Genomic DNA, 15,371 nt, shown 5'->3' with positions numbered 1-15,371 from the left:
CGCACCGCGCAAGCGCCGTCGCCGTCGTGGCGGACGCCGTATCGAGGGCGCCGAAACCGGCGCGCCGACTGCGAACGCAGCCGAGGCCTCGGTGGTCAAGCCGGCGCCGAAGCCCGCCGCCAAGCCGGTGCAGAAGCCCGCGCACAGGCCGGCCGCATCGGCACCGGCCGGCGAGGCCAAGCCCTCGCTGCTGGGCCGCATCGGCCGCAAGCTCAAGTCGCTGGTCGCGCGTCCGCCGCGTTCGCAGCACTGATCGCCTGAGCCGCGCGCGATCGGTCGACGGCAGGCGTGCGGCCTGCCGTCGACGTTCCGCAGCTATCGAGCCCCATCCGGCACCCGACCTCGTCGCCTCGACGAGGTTCGCGCGAGCTTTCGTCACAGCGCCTTGCTGACGAACACCGACCAGGTATTGGCCGAGGTCTCGACGAGTTGGAACACGTCGAGATCGCCGTCGTTGTCGATATCGAGCGACTGCAGCTGATTGCCGTAGCTCGGCGACGGCGGCCAGCCGACGCCGAAGGCGCCGCCGGCGTACGGCCAGGTGGTGAACACGCCGCTGCTGCCGGGTTCGAAATGGCCGCGGCGGCCGCTGCCGCCGGCGCTGCACCAGATCGTCAATCGCCAGTTCGGCGGTGCGCTGCCGAACGAGGGAAACACGATGAAGCGGGCGTTGCTGTAGCCGGTCGAACCGGCCGGGCAGGCCAGGGTGGCCACGTTGAGCGGCGGGTCGTACTGCTCGGCGCCGGCGTGACCGGCGTACAGGCCGAGAGCGAGCAGGGCGAGGGTCAACTGCGCCTTGGTCGTTTGCATGAGAATGCTCCTTGAAGAGTCGACGACGGTCCGCGCCGGCCCTCGAGGCCGGCGGCGGTGCTTGCGGGTGTCGGACGATCAAGGTGCTGCAAGGCGTGGCGCGGGCGGGTAAGCACCGGCCCGTTGCGGTCGTGCTGCGCCGGCCGGCCTGCGAGCCGGTCGGTGCCGTCGATGCGTCGTCGATGCCGCGCGACGACCGCAGCGCGAACATAGGCCAAACGCCCGGGCCGAAACGTGATGTCTCCGGCGATTCGCTCTGCGATACTTCCGGCCATGACCGTATTGCGCTTCGACAACGTCAGCAAACGCTACAGCAGCGGGCACGAGGCCCTCAGCGAAGTCAGCTTCGAGGTGGCGCCGGGCGAGATGCTGTTCGTCACCGGTCACTCCGGCGCCGGCAAGAGCACCCTGCTCAAGCTCATCCATCTCAGCGAACGCCCGAGCCGCGGCGCGGTGTTGTTCGGCGAGCGCAACCTGCTCAAGGTCGGCGGCCGCCGCGTGGCCCTGCACCGGCGCGAGATCGGCGTGGTGTTCCAGGACCATCGCCTGCTCGCCGACCGCAGCGTCGCCGACAACGTCGCCCTGCCCCTGTTGTTGCGCGGCCTGCGCCGCGCCGACATCGGCCGACGCGTGCGCATGACCCTGGAGAAGGTCGGCCTGGGCGCGCGCGCTTCGGCTCTGCCGGGCGAGCTGTCGGCCGGGGAGCAGCAACGCGTGGGCATCGCCCGGGCGATCATCGGCGAGCCGCGGTTGTTGGTCGCCGACGAACCCACCGGCAACCTCGACCCGACCCTGTCGGCGGAAATCATGACCCTGTTCCAGTCCCTGCCCGAGCGCGGCACCAGCGTGCTCGTCGCCAGCCACGACCTGGCGCTGGTCAAGCGCATGAAGAAGCGCGTGCTGGTGCTCAACCAGGGCCGCCTGGTCGACGACATCGCGCCCGAGGACCTGGCCGAATGAGTTCCTTTCCGACTCAAGAGTCTCCCCGCGAGACGTCTCCCGGCATCGAAGCCCCGGCCTCGCGCGACGACGACCTCGCGGTCGAGTCGGCGGTGCAGTCGCGGCTCGGGGTGTGGTTCGACCACCATCTGTACAGCCTGGTCGCCAGCGTCGGCCGCCTGCTGAGCAAGCCCTGGGCGGCTTTGCTGACGATCGGGGTGATGGCCGTGGCGCTGGCTCTGCCGCTCGGCCTGTGGGCGGCGCTGAGCAACATCGAACGCTTCGCTGGCGAAGTGCAGCAGTCGCGTCAGATCAGCCTGTTCCTCAAGCCCGAAATCAAGCTCGAACGCGCCCGCACCCTGGCCGAGGAGCTGCGCGCACGGCCCGAGGTCGGCGCGGTCGAACTGCGCACCCCGGAACAGGGTCTGGCCGATCTGCGCGAGAAGAGCGGCCTCGGCGACAGCCTCAGCGCGATCGAAGGCAATCCCTTGCCGAGCCTGTTGCTGGTCACGCCGAAGGGCGACGAGCTGGCTCTGGCCGAATCGCTCGGCACTCTGGCCGAGACCGACCTGGTCCAGCACGACGCCGGCTGGCGCCAGCGCCTCGACGGCTGGCTGCGGTTCGGCATCCGCCTGGCCTGGCTGCTCGCGGCGATGCTGGGCCTGGGCGCCTTGCTGGTGGTCGGCAACACCGTGCGCCTGGACATCCAGTCGCGGCGCGAAGAGATCGGGGTGCTGCAATTGCTCGGCGCCACCGACGGTTTCATCCGCCGGCCGTTCCTGTACCTGGGCGCCTGTTACGGCCTGGCCGCCGGCGCGGTCGCGCTGGCCCTGCTGACCGCAGCCGACCGCACCCTGCGCGAACCGCTGGCCGCCCTCGCCACCAGTTACGGCAGTCATTTCGAGCTGCAGGGCTTCGACCTGGCCCAGGCCCTGGCGATCCTGGCCGGCGCGGCCGCGCTGGGCTGGCTCGGCGCCGGTTTCGTGACCGGCCATTACCTGCGCCAGAGCCGCTCCGGCCAAGGCTGAGCGGGCGCGCTTGCGTCGCGCGGTTGTCAGGATGTTGCCTGAGACTCGGATTCGGCGGCCGCTTCCGCCTAGAATCGGGTTCCCCCGCCTGTGCGCTTGGCGTCGATGCCCCCTTGGGCGTCGGCCCTGCGTCGCCGACACGGTACCGTTCCTGACATGCAAAGCCAGAATCTTCGTCACTTCGAAAACACCGCGCCGCGGGTGATGGTGGTCGACGGCTCCAAGCTGGTCCGCAAGCTCATCGCCGATGTCCTGATGCGCGAGCTGCCCAACACCCGCATCGTCCAATGCGGCAGCATCATCGAGGCGCGCGTCGCCCTCGACCACGGCGAGGTCGACCTCGTCACCACTGCCCTGGTCCTGCCCGACGGCGACGGCATCGCCCTGGCGCGCGCGGTGCGCGAAGCCGCGGCGCAGGCCTACGTGCCGGTGATCGTGGTTTCCGGCGACGCCCAGGCGCACCTGGAAGCGCGCCGCTTCACCGAAGACGTCACCGATTATTTCGACAAGGCGCTCGGCCCGAACGCGCTGGCCGAGTTCATCCGCGGCTATGTGCAGCCGCAGCCGATTCCCGGCGCGCGCGTGCTCTACGTCGAAGACAGCCGGGTGGTCGCGGTGGCGACCAAGCGCATGCTCGAGCGCCACGCCCTGCAGGTGTTGCACTTCATCGGTGTCGAGGAAGCGCTGGAGCACCTCGAGGCGCATCGCGCCAGCGGCGCGGCCGGCGGCGATGCCGGCGCCGACCTGGTGCTGACCGACGTGTATCTGAAGGGCGAGCTGGGCGGCAAGGATCTGCTCGCCAAGTTGCGCAACGATTTCGCTTACGGCAAGCGCCGCCTGCCGGTGCTGGTGATGACCGGCGACGCCAACCGCGACAACCAGAGCGAACTGCTGCGCGCCGGCGCCAACGACCTGGTGCTCAAGCCGATCGAGGAGCGCCTGCTGGTGACCAAGACCCTGTTCCAGCTGCGCCTGTCGCGGCTGTCCGAGCCGGCGGCGCTGCCGGCATGAGCGACGCCGACCGCGAGCCCAGGCTCGAAGCCTCCTGGAAAGCCCGCGTCGGCGACTGGTTCGCGCGCGAGGACATGCAGTCGCTGTCGCGTTTCCTGCGCGAGCGCAAGGCGGCTGGCGCGCGCATCTTCCCGCCCGGGCCGCAGATTTTCTCGGCCTTCGACGCCACGCCGTTCGACCAGGTCAAGGTGGTGGTTCTGGGCCAAGACCCGTACCACGGCTACGGCCAGGCGCACGGGCTGTGCTTCTCGGTCCAGCCCGGCGTGCCGGTGCCGCCGTCGCTCGACAACATCTTCAAGGAAATCCAGCGCGACCTCGGCATCGCCCGGCCCGATCATGGCTGCCTGCTGCCGTGGGCGCGGCGCGGCGTGCTGCTGCTCAATGCGGTGCTGACGGTCGAGGAAGGCCGCGCCGGCGCGCACCAGGGCAAGGGCTGGGAAGGCTTCACCGACCACGTCGTCGACACCCTCAACCGCGAGCGCGACGGCCTGGTGTTCCTGCTCTGGGGCAGCTACGCCCAGGCCAAGGGCAAGGTGATCGACGCCGGTCGCCATCGCGTGCTGAAGGCGCCGCACCCCTCGCCCCTGTCGGCGCACCGCGGCTTCATGGGCTGCGGGCATTTCTCCGCCGCCAACGAGTACCTCGCGCGCCGCGGCCAGGCCCCGATCGACTGGACTCTGCCGCCGCGCGATGCTCTGACCGCGTAAGCGCGTAAGCGCGTAAGCGCGTAAGCGCGTAAGCGCGGAAGGGCTAACGGGTAGAAGCGGCGCGAGCCGCCACCGCGATGTCCGGCGTGCGGCGCAGCGATGATGTCGGTGCGCATTGCGGCCATGCCTTCATGGTGGTTTCGCCGCCATCGAATGCATCGCGGTCGCGACTCACGTCGCTCCTGCACCCGTCGCTTCCTTGCAGGAGCGGCGCAAGCCGCGACCGCCCCCTGCGGTGTGCGGCCTACGACGATGACTGTGCGTGTTGTCGCGTTGCGCTCCGCGATGGTTTCGCCGCGACCCGATGCTTCGCGGTCGCGGCTTGCGCCGCTCCTACCCTGGGAAGCAGATGCCTTCATTCACCCGAAATAGGCCCGCAAGGCCTCGCCGGCGTCGCGCAGGGCCGGGTTCGCATCGGCCGGCGGCGGCAACAGGCGGAACACGCAGGACGGCAAAGGCGGCAGCCGGCTCGAACGCGCGATCATCAGGCCTTCGCCGATCGCCGAGGCGTTGAGGCAGCCCAGGCCGAGCCCCGCGCGCAAGGCGGCCTGTACGCCGGCTACGCCGCTGCCGAGGTGGGCGATGCGATGGGCCACGCGCTGCCGCTGCAGCGCGCGCAAGGCGGTCTGGTGCAGGCTGCAGCTCGGCGGCAGCAGCACCAGCGGCAGGCTCGCCTCATGGCGCAGGTCCAATCCGATCGCCGCCGCCCAGGCCAGCGGCTCGCGCCGCAATTCGTCGTGGCTCGCGCGCCGGCGCGGGCGCGAGGCCGATTCGACTTCCATCGTCAGCGCCAGGTCGAGCGCGCCCTCGGCATGGGCCTGCGCCAGCGCCGCGCTCTGGCCCATCGTCACCTGCAATTGCAACTGCGGGCAGTGGCGGGCGAGGTGGCGCAACACGCCGGCGATGTCGTCGGGGCGGAAATAATCGCTGATCGCCAGTCGCACCTCGGTGCGGCGCAGTTCGCGGCGCACGTCGTGCAGGGCCAGTTCGCCGAGCGCGAGCATCTGCCGCGCGTGGCCGATCAGGCGTTCGCCGGCCGGGGTCGGCACGACGCCGTGGCGCGAGCGCAGCAGCAAGGCGGTGTCGGCGGCGCGTTCGAGTTTCTGTATCTGCTCGCTGACCGCCGACTGCGAACGGAACACGCGTTCGGCGCCGCCGGAAATGCTGCCGGCCTCGGCGACCGCGACGAAGGCCTTCAGCTGTTCGAGGTCGAGCATGCTCATGGCGGTCCCTCTTTGGCGATTCCTGTGCCATCGGCCGATCCGATGGATACGGCCGGATCTTCCCGCTATTCCGATGGATGGCGCAAGCCTAGGCTGTGCCCATCCACCCCGCCGACCTTCGGCCCCTCACAGGACCCAGCTCATGCCGCACATCAACCTGCAACTCTCCGGCGCCCCCGACGCCGAACTCAGCCGCCGCGCCGCGGCGATCGTCGCCGACCTCACCGTGGAAATCCTCGGCAAGCCGCGCGAACTGGTCGCGGTCGCGATCCACTACGTCGACCGCCCGCACTGGTTCATCGATGGCCGTTCGCTGGCGCAGTGGGGACGCAACGCCTATCACCTCGACATCAGCATCACCGACGAGACCAATACCAAGGCCGAGAAGGCGCGTTACCTGCAAGCGATGCATGCGGCGTTGTCGGCGCTGATCGGGGAGGTCCACGAGACGTCATATATCCACGTCGTCGATGCGCGCGCGGCCGCCTACGGTTACGGCGGCCTGACCCAGGAGCAGCGTTATCAGGCGGCGCGGATCGCCGCCGCCTGAAGCGCGGATGCCTCGGCTGCCCGGACTGCCGCTTCAGCCCGCGGCCGCGCCTTTCGCCTGGCTGCGCAGCCAGTCGCGCAGCGCCAGCACCTCCGCGCTCGGCGGGGTGTCCGGCCGCACGAACCAATGCGGATAACCGTCCAGCACCGGGCCGAACGGCTGCACCAGGCTGCCGGCGGCGAGATCGTCGGCGACCAGGGCCAGGCTCAGCAGGGCGACGCCGTGGCCGGCGATCGCCGCCTGGATCGCATGGCTTTCGTCGGTGAAGCGCAGCCCTGCCTCGACATCGAGCCCGCTCAGGCCGGCGCGTGCGCACCAGGCCTGCCAAGTCGGCGTGTCCTCGGTCGGATGGCGCCACTCCGAATGCAGCAAGGACTGCGTGCGCAGATCCTCCGGGCCTCGCACCTCCAGGCGCGGGCTGCACACCGGAGCGAAGCGGTTGCCGATCAGTGGTTCGGCGATCAGGCCCGGATAGGGCCCGCGGCCGTAGCGGATCGCCGCGTCGGCGACGCCGCCGTGCAGGTCGACCGGGTCGTCGGAGGCGTGCAGGCGCAGGTCGAGGTCGGGGTAGGCGGCGCGGAACGAGGCCACCCGCGGCACCAGCCATTTGGCGGTGAACGACAGCGGCGCCGACACGGTCAGCGCGCGCCGTCGCCGTCGCGCGGCGATCGCGGCGAGGGCCTCGGCGAAGGCGTCGAAGCCGTCGCGCAGCACCGGATACAGCGCGGCCGCCTCGGCGGTCAGCGCCACCCGCCGGGTCTGGCGCTCGAACAGGCGCACGCCGATCTGCGCTTCCAGCGCGCGGATCTGGTGGCTGACCGCGGTCGGGGTGACCGACAGCTCTTCGGCGGCGCGCTTGAAGCTGTGCAGGCGCGCGGCCGCCTCGAACGCGCGCAGAGAACCGAGCGGGGGCAGGCGGCGTCCGGACATGGATGAAAAAAATTCTCCTATCGGCTGAGTAATCGGAGTTTGTCGGGTTTGTAGGGGCGGATCAACATGGCGGCAGCCAGCGCCATCCCGGCCTGAACATGATCAGGGCTCATCCATGGGCCCGTCGCGAGAACCGCCATGACCCGACTCCTGCACATCGATTCCAGCGCCCGTCCCCATGCCTCCGACCGCGAGGCCCACGGCTCGCACAGCCGCCGCCTCAGTGGCCGCTTCGTGCGTCGCTGGCGCGAGCGCCATCCCGACGACGCGATCGTCCAGCGCGACGTGGGCGTGGCCCCGCCGACCCCGGTCAGCGGCCGCTGGATCCATGCCGCCTTCACCCCGCTCGCCCGGCGCGAGGACTGGATGCACGAGGTGCTGGCCGAAAGCGATGCCCTGATCGACGAGTTGATCGCCGCCGACCTGATCGTGATCGGCGTGCCGATGTACAACTTCGGCGTACCGGCCCCGCTCAAGGCCTGGATCGACAACGTCGTGCGGGTCGGCCGCACCTTCGGCTTCGACCGCTCGCGCGAGGGTGAGCCGTACTGGCCGATGCTCGCCGACGCCGGCAAGCGCCTGGTCCTGCTCAGCTCGCGCGGCGACTACGGTTACGGCAAGGGCGAACGGCTGGAGTCGATCAACCACGTCGAACCCTCGGTGCTGACGCCGATGCGCTACCTCGGCATCACCGAGGCGCACGGCGTCGCCATCGAGTACGACGAGTTCGGCGGCGAGGAGCTGCGCCGCTCGATCGAGAGCGCCGAAGCCGAGGTCGACGCCCTGGTCGAGCGGTTGTCGCAGGGCGAAGCGCGCAAGGCGGCTTGAGACGCCGAAGCCGGCCGCATGGCGAATCCATCCCGCGGAGTTTGCTTTTGGCCTCGCTCGACCTAAGGTGGGCGGCCTGATCGCGCATCGCCGCGATCGCCCGTCACCGCCGAGCCCGCCGCAATGGAACGTCCGTGTTGAGGACCGTCTGCGCCACCCGCTACGTCACCCCGCTGCGCGAGGGCGGCTCGCTGCCGGCCGTGGTCGAAGCCGACGACGACGGCCTGTACGTGATGAAGTTCCGCGGCGCCGGCCAGGGCCGCAAGGCCCTGGTCGCCGAGATCGTGGCCGGCGAACTCGCCCGCCGGCTGGAGCTGCCGGTGCCGGAGATCGTGCTGATCGAGCTCGACCCCGACATGGCCCGCACCGAGCCCGATCCGGAGATCCAGCACCTGATCCGCGCCAGCGAGGGTCTCAACCTCGCCCTCGATTACCTGCCCGGTTCGGTCAACTACGACCCGCTGGTCGACCGCCCGAACGACGAGCTGGCTTCGCGCATCGTCTGGTTCGACGCCTTCGTCACCAACGTCGACCGCACCGCGCGCAACACCAACATGCTGCTGTGGCATCGCCGCCTGACCCTGATCGACCACGGCGCCGCGCTGTACTTCCACCACGACTGGGCCAACGCCGGCAATGCCGCGGGCAGCCGCTTCGTCCCGATCAAGGATCACGTGCTGCTGCCGTTCGCCAGCGCCATCGCCCAGGTCGATGCGGCGATGGCCGCGGCGGTCACGCCCGAACTGGTGCGCTCCATCGTCGAGCTGGTGCCCGACGACTGGCTGGCCGACGAGCCGGGCTTTGCCGATGCCGCGGCACACCGCCAGGCCTATGCCGATTATCTGAACCGCCGCGCGCAGGCGCCGCGCGCGTTCGTGGAGGAGGCGATCCATGCCCGCTCGCTCTCCCTATGACTATGCGGTGATCCGCGTGGTGCCGCGGGTCGAACGCGAAGAGTTCGTCAACGTCGGCGTGCTGGTCTCGTGCCCGGGGTCGAGCCTGCTGGTCGCCGGGATCGAACTCGACGAGACGCGCCTGCGCGCGCTCGATCCCGGCGTCGACATCGATGCGGTGCGCCTGCATCTGCAGGCGATCGAACGGATCTGCCGCGGCGGCCGCGATGCCGGCCCGATCGGCCAGTTGCCGGTGCGCGCGCGCTTCCACTGGCTCACCGCCAAGCGCAGCTCGATCATCCAGATGTCACCGGTGCACACCGGCCGCTGCCTGGAGCCTGGGCAGATCGTCGAGCACCTGCTGACGCGCATGGTGCGGCCGATCCCGCCGCGCGAATGAACCCCGCGCCGGCGCGGGCTTGCTGCCCGTCGCCGGCGCCCCTATGTTCGCCAGAGCGCGACTAACGCAACGGAGCCAGAGCGAATGGAGCAGGGCCAGGACATCTTCGAGCACGCCGGCGACGCCGCCGACCTCAAGCGCGCGGTGGCGCTGCTGGAAACCCCGTCGATCACCGCGCGCATGACCGCCTTCGTCGGCGCGCCGATCGAGTTCGGCATGTCGAAGCTGCCCGGCTTCGTCAGCCGCAGGATCCAGAACATCGTCCACGGCGCCCTGCACAAGGCCGCCGCGGCGGCGCTGTGGACGGTCAAGGACGAGCCGAGCAAGGCCTCCTCGACCAAGAGCCACAAGCTGGTCGCCGGCGCGGTCGGCGCGGTCGGCGGTTTCTTCGGCGCCGCCGGGCTGGCCGCGGAGCTGCCGGTGTCGACCGTGGTGATGATGCGCGCGGTCGCCGACATCGCCCGCAGCGAGGGCTTTTCGCTGTCCGATCCCGAAGTGCAGGCCGCATGCGTGGAAGTGTTCGCCTTCGGCGGCGGCAGCGACGAGGACGATGCGTCCGCGTCCGGCTATTACGCCGTGCGCACCGCATTGGCCGAAGTCGGCCGGCTGGAACTGGCCGGACTGGCCGGCCGGCGCGGCGCCCAGCACGCCACTCATGCCTACGCCAAGAAACAGGCCACGGCCTGGATGAGCAAGCTGGTCGACGTGGTCGCCACCCGCTTCGGCGTGGTGGTCGGCGAGAAGACCGCGGCGCAGTTGGTGCCGGTGATCGGCGCGGCCACCGCGGCGACGATGAACATGCTGTTCACCAATCACTACCAGGACATGGCGCGCGGGCATTTCATCGTCAAGCGCCTGGAACGCAAATACGGCCACGCCGAAGTCGCCCGCGCCTACGAACGCCAGCGCACCGACCCGACGCTGTCGGCGCCGGCGTCGCCGCCACGGGCCTTGCCGGCGCCGCGCGCGGACGATGCCGGGGGCGGCGGCGTGGCTGGTGGTTAGGCGCGGGTGGCTGGTTGTGAGTAACCGGTAACGAGTAGTGAGCAACGAGTAGTGAGCAACTAGCCACAGCAACTAGTTGCTCGTTCCTAGTCCCTACTTGCCATTTCCCCGAGCCCAGCAGCGAACCGGCGATCGCCGCGCGGTTGCCTCAATCGGAACGCAGGCTCAGGGTCGTGCGCGTGCCGCGTTCGGCCGCGTCGAAACGCAGGCTCCAGCCCAGGTGTTCGCATAGGCGCGAGATCAGGTCCAGGCCGATGCCGCCGCCTCCGCGGCCGCCGCGTGCGACCCGCGCATAGATCGCGCTGATTTCTTCCGGGGTCATGCCGTGGCCCGGATCTTCGATGATCACGGTCGCGTCCGCGGACAGGCGAATCGCGATTTCGCCGCGGTCGCTGTTCTCGATGGCGTTGCGCAGCAGATTGCCGATCGCCGCCTGCACGATCGGCAGCGGCGCGACGATCTCGCAATGCGGCAGCGGCGCCAGCGCCAGGCTGAGGTCCTTGTCGCGGGTCAGGTGGCGATGGTCTTCGACGATCTCCGGCAGCAACTGGTCCAGGGCGACGCGGTCGGCGCTCGCGGCCAGGCGCTGCGGGTCCTTGGCCAGGGTCAACAGCAAGGAGATCAGCTGCTCGACGTCGCGGGCGGTGCGGCGGATCCGTTCGAGTTGCAGGCGCGCGCCCGGCGGCAATTCGCGGTGTTCCAGCGCGAGCTCGGTCGAGCCGGCGATCACCGCGATCGGCGTGCGCAGCTCGTGGCTGGCGCTGTCGATGAAGGCGCGTTCGCGCTCGACGAAACGGTCGTTGCGTTCGAGGTAGTCGTTGACCGCATCGGCGATCACCACCAGTTCCGAACTCGCCGCTTCCGGCACTTCGACACGCTGGCCGGCGCGGTCGGGCTGCAGGCCGCCGATGCGCTGGGCCATGTGGCTGAGCGGACGGACCAGCCGGTGCACGCCCCAGCCGATCATCACGGCCAACAGCAACAGGGTGGTGATCGCGGCGCCGGCGATGGTCAGCGCCATGTCGAACTCGCTGTGCTCCATGTCGGTGATGTCGAGCGACAGGGTCAGGCGCGCGCCGTCGACGTCGCGCACCATCACCACGCGTTCGGTGCCGTCGACCAGGATGTCGTCGTGCACGCCGGGGGCGAGCGCTTGCAGGCCGGCGGGGATCGGCCGCGCGCCGCGGCTGTCGTAGAGCTGCAGCGAATCGGTGTCGATCCAGCGGTAATCGGGATCGACTTGGCGGCGCTCGATGAAGTGATCGAGCTCGGAATCCAGCAGCGAGGTCCACACCAGGTGCTCGGCGTGCTCGTTGACGACGAAGCCCTGTACCACCACCGCGACCGACAGCAAGGCGGTATAGCCGAGCACGCCGAGCAGGATGCGGCGCTGCAGGCTCGAACGGAACCCACCGCGCGCGCCGGCGGCGTCGCGGGCGGAACCGGCGCCGGAGTCAGCCGGCGTGGTCATCGAGGTCGCGCTCCGCGGCCGGCGCGGCGATCCGGTAGCCGACCCGCGGCAGGGTCTGGATCAGCTTGACCGGGTAAGGCCCGTCGACGGCGCGGCGCAGTTCGTAGATATGCGAGCGCAGCATGTCGCCGTCGGGCGGGCTGTCGCCCCACAAGGCGTGTTCGAGGCGTTCGCGGGTGACCGCGGCCGGGCTCGACTGCATCAGCACTTCGAGCAATTTGCGGCAGGCCGGATACAGGTGCAGGGCGCGGCCGTCGCGGCTGACCTCCAGGGTGGTCAGGTCGAGCTTGAGGTCGGCCAGTTGCAGCACCTTGCTGCGGTTGCGGCCGGCGGCGCGCGCCGCCAGCGCTTCCAGCCGCACTTCGAGTTCGGGCAGGGCGAAGGGCTTGGTCAAATAGTCGTCGGCGCCGGCGCGAAAGCCGGCGATCTTGTCGGGCAGTTCGTCGCGCGCGGTCAGCATCAGCACCGGCACGTCCGAACCGGCTTCCTCGCGCAGGCAGCGCAGCACCTCGCGCCCGTCCAGGCGCGGCAGCATCCAGTCGAGCACGATCGCGTCGTAATGTTGGGTCACCGCCAGGTGCAGCCCGGTCGGGCCGTCGGGCGCGGCATCCAGGGTGTAGCCGCGCGCCTCGAAATAATCGAAGAGGTTGGCGACCAGGCTGCGATTGTCTTCCACCACCAACAGGCGCATGCGCCGAGTCTCCCGCCGCGGTTCGCGGCTAGTTGCGATAGTGCCCGATTCGGGCCGGCCGGGCCGCTCAGGGGCCGGTTGGAAGCGGGTTTGGAGCCTTTAGGGACGATGGGGCCATGAGCGCGGGCGGTTACGTTCGCCCGCAGTAAACCGCCAGCATCGCCCGACTCGCGTCGGAACGATGTCGGAGCGCGGCCGTGCCCCCTCGCAGCCCGCGTCGAAGTCGCGCCGCGATCCACGCCGGCAGCTGAACGCTGTCGGCTGCAACGGCGCGACCGTCTGCCCTTTAACGAAGCGCGAACCTGGCTCCGACCGCTCTCCGACAGCGGGGCTTCGATGATCGCCGCCGGTCCGGTCGATCCCATTGCGGGACGCCTTCGCCGCCTTGCGAGCCCGCCGCCGTCGATGAACGATTCCGCCTATTCCCTCGCCCGCTCCGGGCCTTCTTCGCCGCCCCAGTCATCGTATTTCCTACTCGTGCGCAGCCCGCTCCTGCGCAGCCACTTCGTCGCGCCGCTGCTGGTCTGGTGCGCGGTCACCGCCTGGGCGATGAGCGGCGGCGACTTCTGGCTCGCCGATCGCCTCTACGCCTGGCAAGGCGGGCGCTGGGCGCTGCAGAACGCTGACCTGACCGAGCGGCTGATCCATCGCTTCGGCCGCGACGCCAGCACCGCCGCCTGGTTCGGCGTGCTCGCACTGTGGCTCGTCGCGCGGCTGCGCCCGGGCCTGAGCGAGTGGCGACGCCCGCTGGCGTATCTGCTGCTCTCGACCGTGCTGGCGATCGCGCTGGTCTCGGCGCTGAAGTCGCTCACCGCCGTCGACTGCCCCTGGGACCTGCGCCGCTACGGCGGGGCCGACGAATTCTTCGGCCTGTTCTCGCAGCGTCCGCCGGGTTCCGGCCGCGGGCGCTGCTTTCCGGCCGGCCACGCCAGCGCCGGCTATGCCTGGGTCGCCCTGTACTTCTTCCTGTCGTGTGTGCAGCCGCGATGGCGCTGGTTCGGGCTGTCGGTCGGCCTCGTCCTGGGCCTGCTGTTCGGCGTCTCGCAACAGCTGCGCGGCGCGCATTTCCTCTCGCACGACCTGTGGACCCTCGCCATCGCCTGGTCGGCGGCGCTGGGGTCGTACCTGGCGATGGCGCCGCTGCGGCGCGCCGCGCCGGCCGCCGTCGCCTTGCCGCTGTCGCCGAGCGCCGGTCGATGAACGCGATCGTTCATGCGCGGCTGCGCTGGCCGGCTTGGTTCGGCTATCGCCCGCAGGCCAGCGTCGAGACCATCGCCCTGGTCGCGAGCCTGTTCTTCGCGGTGTTCGCCAACGGCGCGTTCTGGCGCGCGGCCTCGGCCGCCGGCGCGCTCGGCGCCGGCGACGGCGCCCGGGTCGCCGCCTGCATGTTCGTGGCGATCGTAGCGATCACCCTGCTGCTGCTCGGGCTGTTGTTGAATCGCTGGACGGTGAAGCCGCTGCTGACGGCGCTGTTGCTGGTCACCGCCGCCGCCGCGCATTTCATGAGCCAGTACGGCGTGTACCTCGACACCGGCATGATCCGCAACGTGCTGCAGTCCGACGGCAAGGAGTCCGGCGAATTGCTCAGTGCCGGCCTGATCCTGCCGATGCTGTTGTACGGGGTGCTGCCGTCGCTGCTGCTGTGGCGGGTGAAGCTCACGCCGCGCCCGCTCGGCCGCGCCGTGCTGGTCCGCGTGGGCACGCTGTCGGCCGCGCTCGCGGTCAGCGTGCTGGCGCTGATGCTGTCGTTCCAGGACATCTCGGCGCTGATGCGCAATCACAAGGAAATCCGCCACCTGGTGACCCCGGCGAATTATCTGGTTTCGCTGGCGCGGGTCGCGCTCGACGACTCGGCCTCGCGGGCGCGCGGCCGCGAGCCGGTCGGCACCGATGCGCGCGTCGTCGCGCGCCCGCCCGGCGCCAAGCCGCGGCTGCTGGTGCTGGTGGTCGGCGAGACCGTGCGCGCGCAGAACTGGGGCCTCAACGGCTACCGGCGCCAGACCACGCCGGAGCTGGCGCGGATCCAGCCGGTCAATTTTCCCGACATGACCGCCTGCGGCAGCAGCACCGAGGTCTCGGTGCCGTGCATGTTCTCGCCGTACGGACGCGAGCACTACGACAAGCGCCGCATCGAAGGTTCGCAGTCGCTGCTCAACGTGCTCGAATACGCCGGCATCCAGACCCTGTGGCGCGACAACCAGACCGGGTGCAAGAACGTCTGCACGGGCCTGGCGTTCGAGTCGTTCGAGCACGACCGCGATCCGGCCTTCTGCGATGCCGAGCGCTGTTTCGACGAGGTCATGCTGCGCGGCCTGCGCGAGCGCCTCGACCGGCGCGGCGGCGACGCGGTGGTGGTGCTGCACCAGCTCGGCAATCACGGGCCGAGTTACTTCCGCCGCTACCCCGAGCGCCTGCGCCGCTACACCCCGACCTGCGACACCAACGAGCTGGGGCGCTGCAGCCGCGAGGAGATCGTCAATGCCTACGACAACGCGGTCCTGGCCACCGACGAATTCCTCGCCCGCACCATCCGCTACCTGGCCGGCGATGCGAGCCGCGACACCGCGCTGATCTATCTGTCCGACCACGGCGAGTCGCTCGGCGAGAACGGGCTGTACCTGCATGGCGTGCCATATGCGATCGCGCCGCAGACCCAGACCCGGGTGCCGATGGTGATGTGGCTGTCGCCGGGGTTCAGCGCCGCGCGCGGCGTCGACCTGCAATGCCTGCGCCGGGAATCGCGGCTGCCGGCCAGCCAGGACAACCTGTTCCACTCGGTGCTCGGCCTGATGCAGGTCGAGACCGGCGTATATCGCAAGGAACTGGACCTGTTCGCGCCGTGCGTGCCCGGCGGGAGTGCGACCGCGTCGGGTTGAGACGGCACG

16 protein-coding genes and 1 pseudogene are annotated in these 15,371 nt (G+C 70.3%); 12 read left to right on the top strand and 5 right to left on the bottom strand.

From position 1 onward, the window contains the following. A pseudogene (locus ACSAMQ_RS09645) lies at positions 1–253 on the top strand (hypothetical protein); the annotation flags it as partial. A 122-nt stretch (positions 254–375) separates the two neighbouring features. Here the strand turns inward: ACSAMQ_RS09645 and ACSAMQ_RS09640 are convergent. After that, on the bottom strand, positions 376–810 hold the full coding sequence (locus ACSAMQ_RS09640; RefSeq protein ID WP_435395437.1) for a hypothetical protein: 435 nt from the start codon (positions 808–810) through the stop codon (positions 376–378). Positions 811–1,083: 273 nt separating this feature from the next. Here ACSAMQ_RS09640 and ftsE point away from each other — a divergent pair, with 273 nt between their 5' ends. The 4 genes from ftsE (at position 1,084) to ung (ending at position 4,495) form a co-directional block, all read left to right on the top strand. Continuing rightward, positions 1,084–1,770: a cell division ATP-binding protein FtsE gene (ftsE, locus tag ACSAMQ_RS09635; RefSeq protein WP_435395436.1), complete on the top strand. Its 687-nt coding sequence runs from the start codon at positions 1,084–1,086 to the stop codon at positions 1,768–1,770. Next, positions 1,767–2,777 carry a permease-like cell division protein FtsX gene (ftsX, locus tag ACSAMQ_RS09630; RefSeq protein ID WP_435395435.1) on the top strand — a complete coding sequence of 337 codons (1,011 nt, stop codon included), beginning with the start codon at positions 1,767–1,769 and terminating at the stop codon, positions 2,775–2,777. Before ftsE ends, ftsX begins: the two co-directional genes overlap by 4 nt. Before the next feature lie 156 nt (positions 2,778–2,933). Beyond that, positions 2,934–3,788 (top strand): response regulator, encoded by an 855-nt coding sequence (locus ACSAMQ_RS09625; protein ID WP_435395434.1) that lies wholly within the window; start codon positions 2,934–2,936, stop codon positions 3,786–3,788. After that, entirely contained in the window at positions 3,785–4,495 is a 711-nt protein-coding gene (ung, locus tag ACSAMQ_RS09620) for a uracil-DNA glycosylase (protein WP_435395433.1), read from the top strand. The genes ACSAMQ_RS09625 and ung overlap by 4 nt, the downstream gene beginning before the upstream one ends. 359 nt (positions 4,496–4,854) lie before the next feature. On the opposite strand, the gene ACSAMQ_RS09615 is transcribed toward ung, so the two are convergent. Further along, on the bottom strand, positions 4,855–5,718 hold the full coding sequence (locus tag ACSAMQ_RS09615; RefSeq protein ID WP_435395432.1) for a LysR family transcriptional regulator: 864 nt from the start codon (positions 5,716–5,718) through the stop codon (positions 4,855–4,857). Positions 5,719–5,860: 142 nt separating this feature from the next. Between ACSAMQ_RS09615 and ACSAMQ_RS09610 the strand changes: the two genes are divergently transcribed. Then, complete coding sequence (locus ACSAMQ_RS09610) at positions 5,861–6,268, top strand: tautomerase family protein (RefSeq protein WP_435395431.1); 408 nt, start codon at positions 5,861–5,863, stop codon at positions 6,266–6,268. 33 nt (positions 6,269–6,301) lie between these two features. Here ACSAMQ_RS09610 and gcvA read toward each other — a convergent pair whose 3' ends face one another. Next, positions 6,302–7,198, bottom strand: coding sequence for a transcriptional regulator GcvA (gene gcvA / locus ACSAMQ_RS09605; RefSeq protein ID WP_435395430.1), 897 nt, complete (start codon positions 7,196–7,198; stop codon positions 6,302–6,304). 138 nt (positions 7,199–7,336) lie between these two features. Between gcvA and ACSAMQ_RS09600 the strand changes: the two genes are divergently transcribed. The 4 genes from ACSAMQ_RS09600 to ACSAMQ_RS09585 all read left to right on the top strand — a co-directional run bounded on the left by ACSAMQ_RS09600 (position 7,337) and on the right by ACSAMQ_RS09585 (position 10,324). Further along, positions 7,337–8,026 carry an FMN-dependent NADH-azoreductase gene (locus tag ACSAMQ_RS09600; RefSeq protein ID WP_435395429.1) on the top strand — a complete coding sequence of 230 codons (690 nt, stop codon included), beginning with the start codon at positions 7,337–7,339 and terminating at the stop codon, positions 8,024–8,026. Between the two features lie 137 nt (positions 8,027–8,163). Beyond that, entirely contained in the window at positions 8,164–8,940 is a 777-nt protein-coding gene (locus tag ACSAMQ_RS09595) for a HipA family kinase (RefSeq protein ID WP_435395439.1), read from the top strand. Then, entirely contained in the window at positions 8,918–9,319 is a 402-nt protein-coding gene (locus ACSAMQ_RS09590; RefSeq protein WP_435395428.1) for a DUF3037 domain-containing protein, read from the top strand. Before ACSAMQ_RS09595 ends, ACSAMQ_RS09590 begins: the two co-directional genes overlap by 23 nt. An 84-nt stretch (positions 9,320–9,403) precedes the next feature. Further along, positions 9,404–10,324, top strand: coding sequence for an EcsC family protein (locus tag ACSAMQ_RS09585; protein WP_435395427.1), 921 nt, complete (start codon positions 9,404–9,406; stop codon positions 10,322–10,324). Between the two features lie 148 nt (positions 10,325–10,472). Here the strand turns inward: ACSAMQ_RS09585 and ACSAMQ_RS09580 are convergent, their stop codons facing one another. Both ACSAMQ_RS09580 and ACSAMQ_RS09575 read right to left on the bottom strand, forming a co-directional pair. Then, positions 10,473–11,795: a sensor histidine kinase gene (locus ACSAMQ_RS09580; protein WP_435395426.1), complete on the bottom strand. Its 1,323-nt coding sequence runs from the start codon at positions 11,793–11,795 to the stop codon at positions 10,473–10,475. Then, positions 11,779–12,486, bottom strand: coding sequence for a response regulator transcription factor (locus ACSAMQ_RS09575; RefSeq protein ID WP_435395425.1), 708 nt, complete (start codon positions 12,484–12,486; stop codon positions 11,779–11,781). Before ACSAMQ_RS09575 ends, ACSAMQ_RS09580 begins: the two co-directional genes overlap by 17 nt. Positions 12,487–12,963: 477 nt before the next feature. Between ACSAMQ_RS09575 and ACSAMQ_RS09570 the strand changes: the two genes are divergently transcribed. Together ACSAMQ_RS09570 and ACSAMQ_RS09565 are read left to right on the top strand one after the other, a co-directional pair. Then, entirely contained in the window at positions 12,964–13,686 is a 723-nt protein-coding gene (locus ACSAMQ_RS09570) for a phosphatase PAP2 family protein (protein WP_435395424.1), read from the top strand. Then, positions 13,683–15,362 carry a phosphoethanolamine transferase gene (locus ACSAMQ_RS09565; protein WP_435395423.1) on the top strand — a complete coding sequence of 560 codons (1,680 nt, stop codon included), beginning with the start codon at positions 13,683–13,685 and terminating at the stop codon, positions 15,360–15,362. The genes ACSAMQ_RS09570 and ACSAMQ_RS09565 overlap by 4 nt, the downstream gene beginning before the upstream one ends. The last annotated feature ends 9 nt before the right edge of the window (positions 15,363–15,371 follow it).

This window comes from Lysobacter sp. 1R34A, from assembly GCF_051217035.1.
GTDB lineage: Bacteria > Pseudomonadota > Gammaproteobacteria > Xanthomonadales > Xanthomonadaceae > Lysobacter.
Note: the sequence above shows the minus strand (reverse complement) of the source record. Positions and strands in the feature narration are given on the sequence as shown.

What these genes read in the sequence shown, in the direction of transcription:
- ACSAMQ_RS09640 (WP_435395437.1), bottom strand. Translation starts at nt 810, where the DNA reads ATGCAAACGACCAAGGCGCAGTTGACCCTCGCCCTGCTCGCTCTCGGC.
- ftsE (WP_435395436.1), top strand. Translation starts at nt 1,084, where the DNA reads ATGACCGTATTGCGCTTCGACAACGTCAGCAAACGCTACAGCAGCGGG.
- ftsX (WP_435395435.1), top strand. Translation starts at nt 1,767, where the DNA reads ATGAGTTCCTTTCCGACTCAAGAGTCTCCCCGCGAGACGTCTCCCGGC.
- ACSAMQ_RS09625 (WP_435395434.1), top strand. Translation starts at nt 2,934, where the DNA reads ATGCAAAGCCAGAATCTTCGTCACTTCGAAAACACCGCGCCGCGGGTG.
- ung (WP_435395433.1), top strand. Translation starts at nt 3,785, where the DNA reads ATGAGCGACGCCGACCGCGAGCCCAGGCTCGAAGCCTCCTGGAAAGCC.
- ACSAMQ_RS09615 (WP_435395432.1), bottom strand. Translation starts at nt 5,718, where the DNA reads ATGAGCATGCTCGACCTCGAACAGCTGAAGGCCTTCGTCGCGGTCGCC.
- ACSAMQ_RS09610 (WP_435395431.1), top strand. Translation starts at nt 5,861, where the DNA reads ATGCCGCACATCAACCTGCAACTCTCCGGCGCCCCCGACGCCGAACTC.
- gcvA (WP_435395430.1), bottom strand. Translation starts at nt 7,198, where the DNA reads ATGTCCGGACGCCGCCTGCCCCCGCTCGGTTCTCTGCGCGCGTTCGAG.
- ACSAMQ_RS09600 (WP_435395429.1), top strand. Translation starts at nt 7,337, where the DNA reads ATGACCCGACTCCTGCACATCGATTCCAGCGCCCGTCCCCATGCCTCC.
- ACSAMQ_RS09590 (WP_435395428.1), top strand. Translation starts at nt 8,918, where the DNA reads ATGCCCGCTCGCTCTCCCTATGACTATGCGGTGATCCGCGTGGTGCCG.
- ACSAMQ_RS09585 (WP_435395427.1), top strand. Translation starts at nt 9,404, where the DNA reads ATGGAGCAGGGCCAGGACATCTTCGAGCACGCCGGCGACGCCGCCGAC.
- ACSAMQ_RS09580 (WP_435395426.1), bottom strand. Translation starts at nt 11,795, where the DNA reads ATGACCACGCCGGCTGACTCCGGCGCCGGTTCCGCCCGCGACGCCGCC.
- ACSAMQ_RS09575 (WP_435395425.1), bottom strand. Translation starts at nt 12,486, where the DNA reads ATGCGCCTGTTGGTGGTGGAAGACAATCGCAGCCTGGTCGCCAACCTC.
- ACSAMQ_RS09565 (WP_435395423.1), top strand. Translation starts at nt 13,683, where the DNA reads ATGAACGCGATCGTTCATGCGCGGCTGCGCTGGCCGGCTTGGTTCGGC.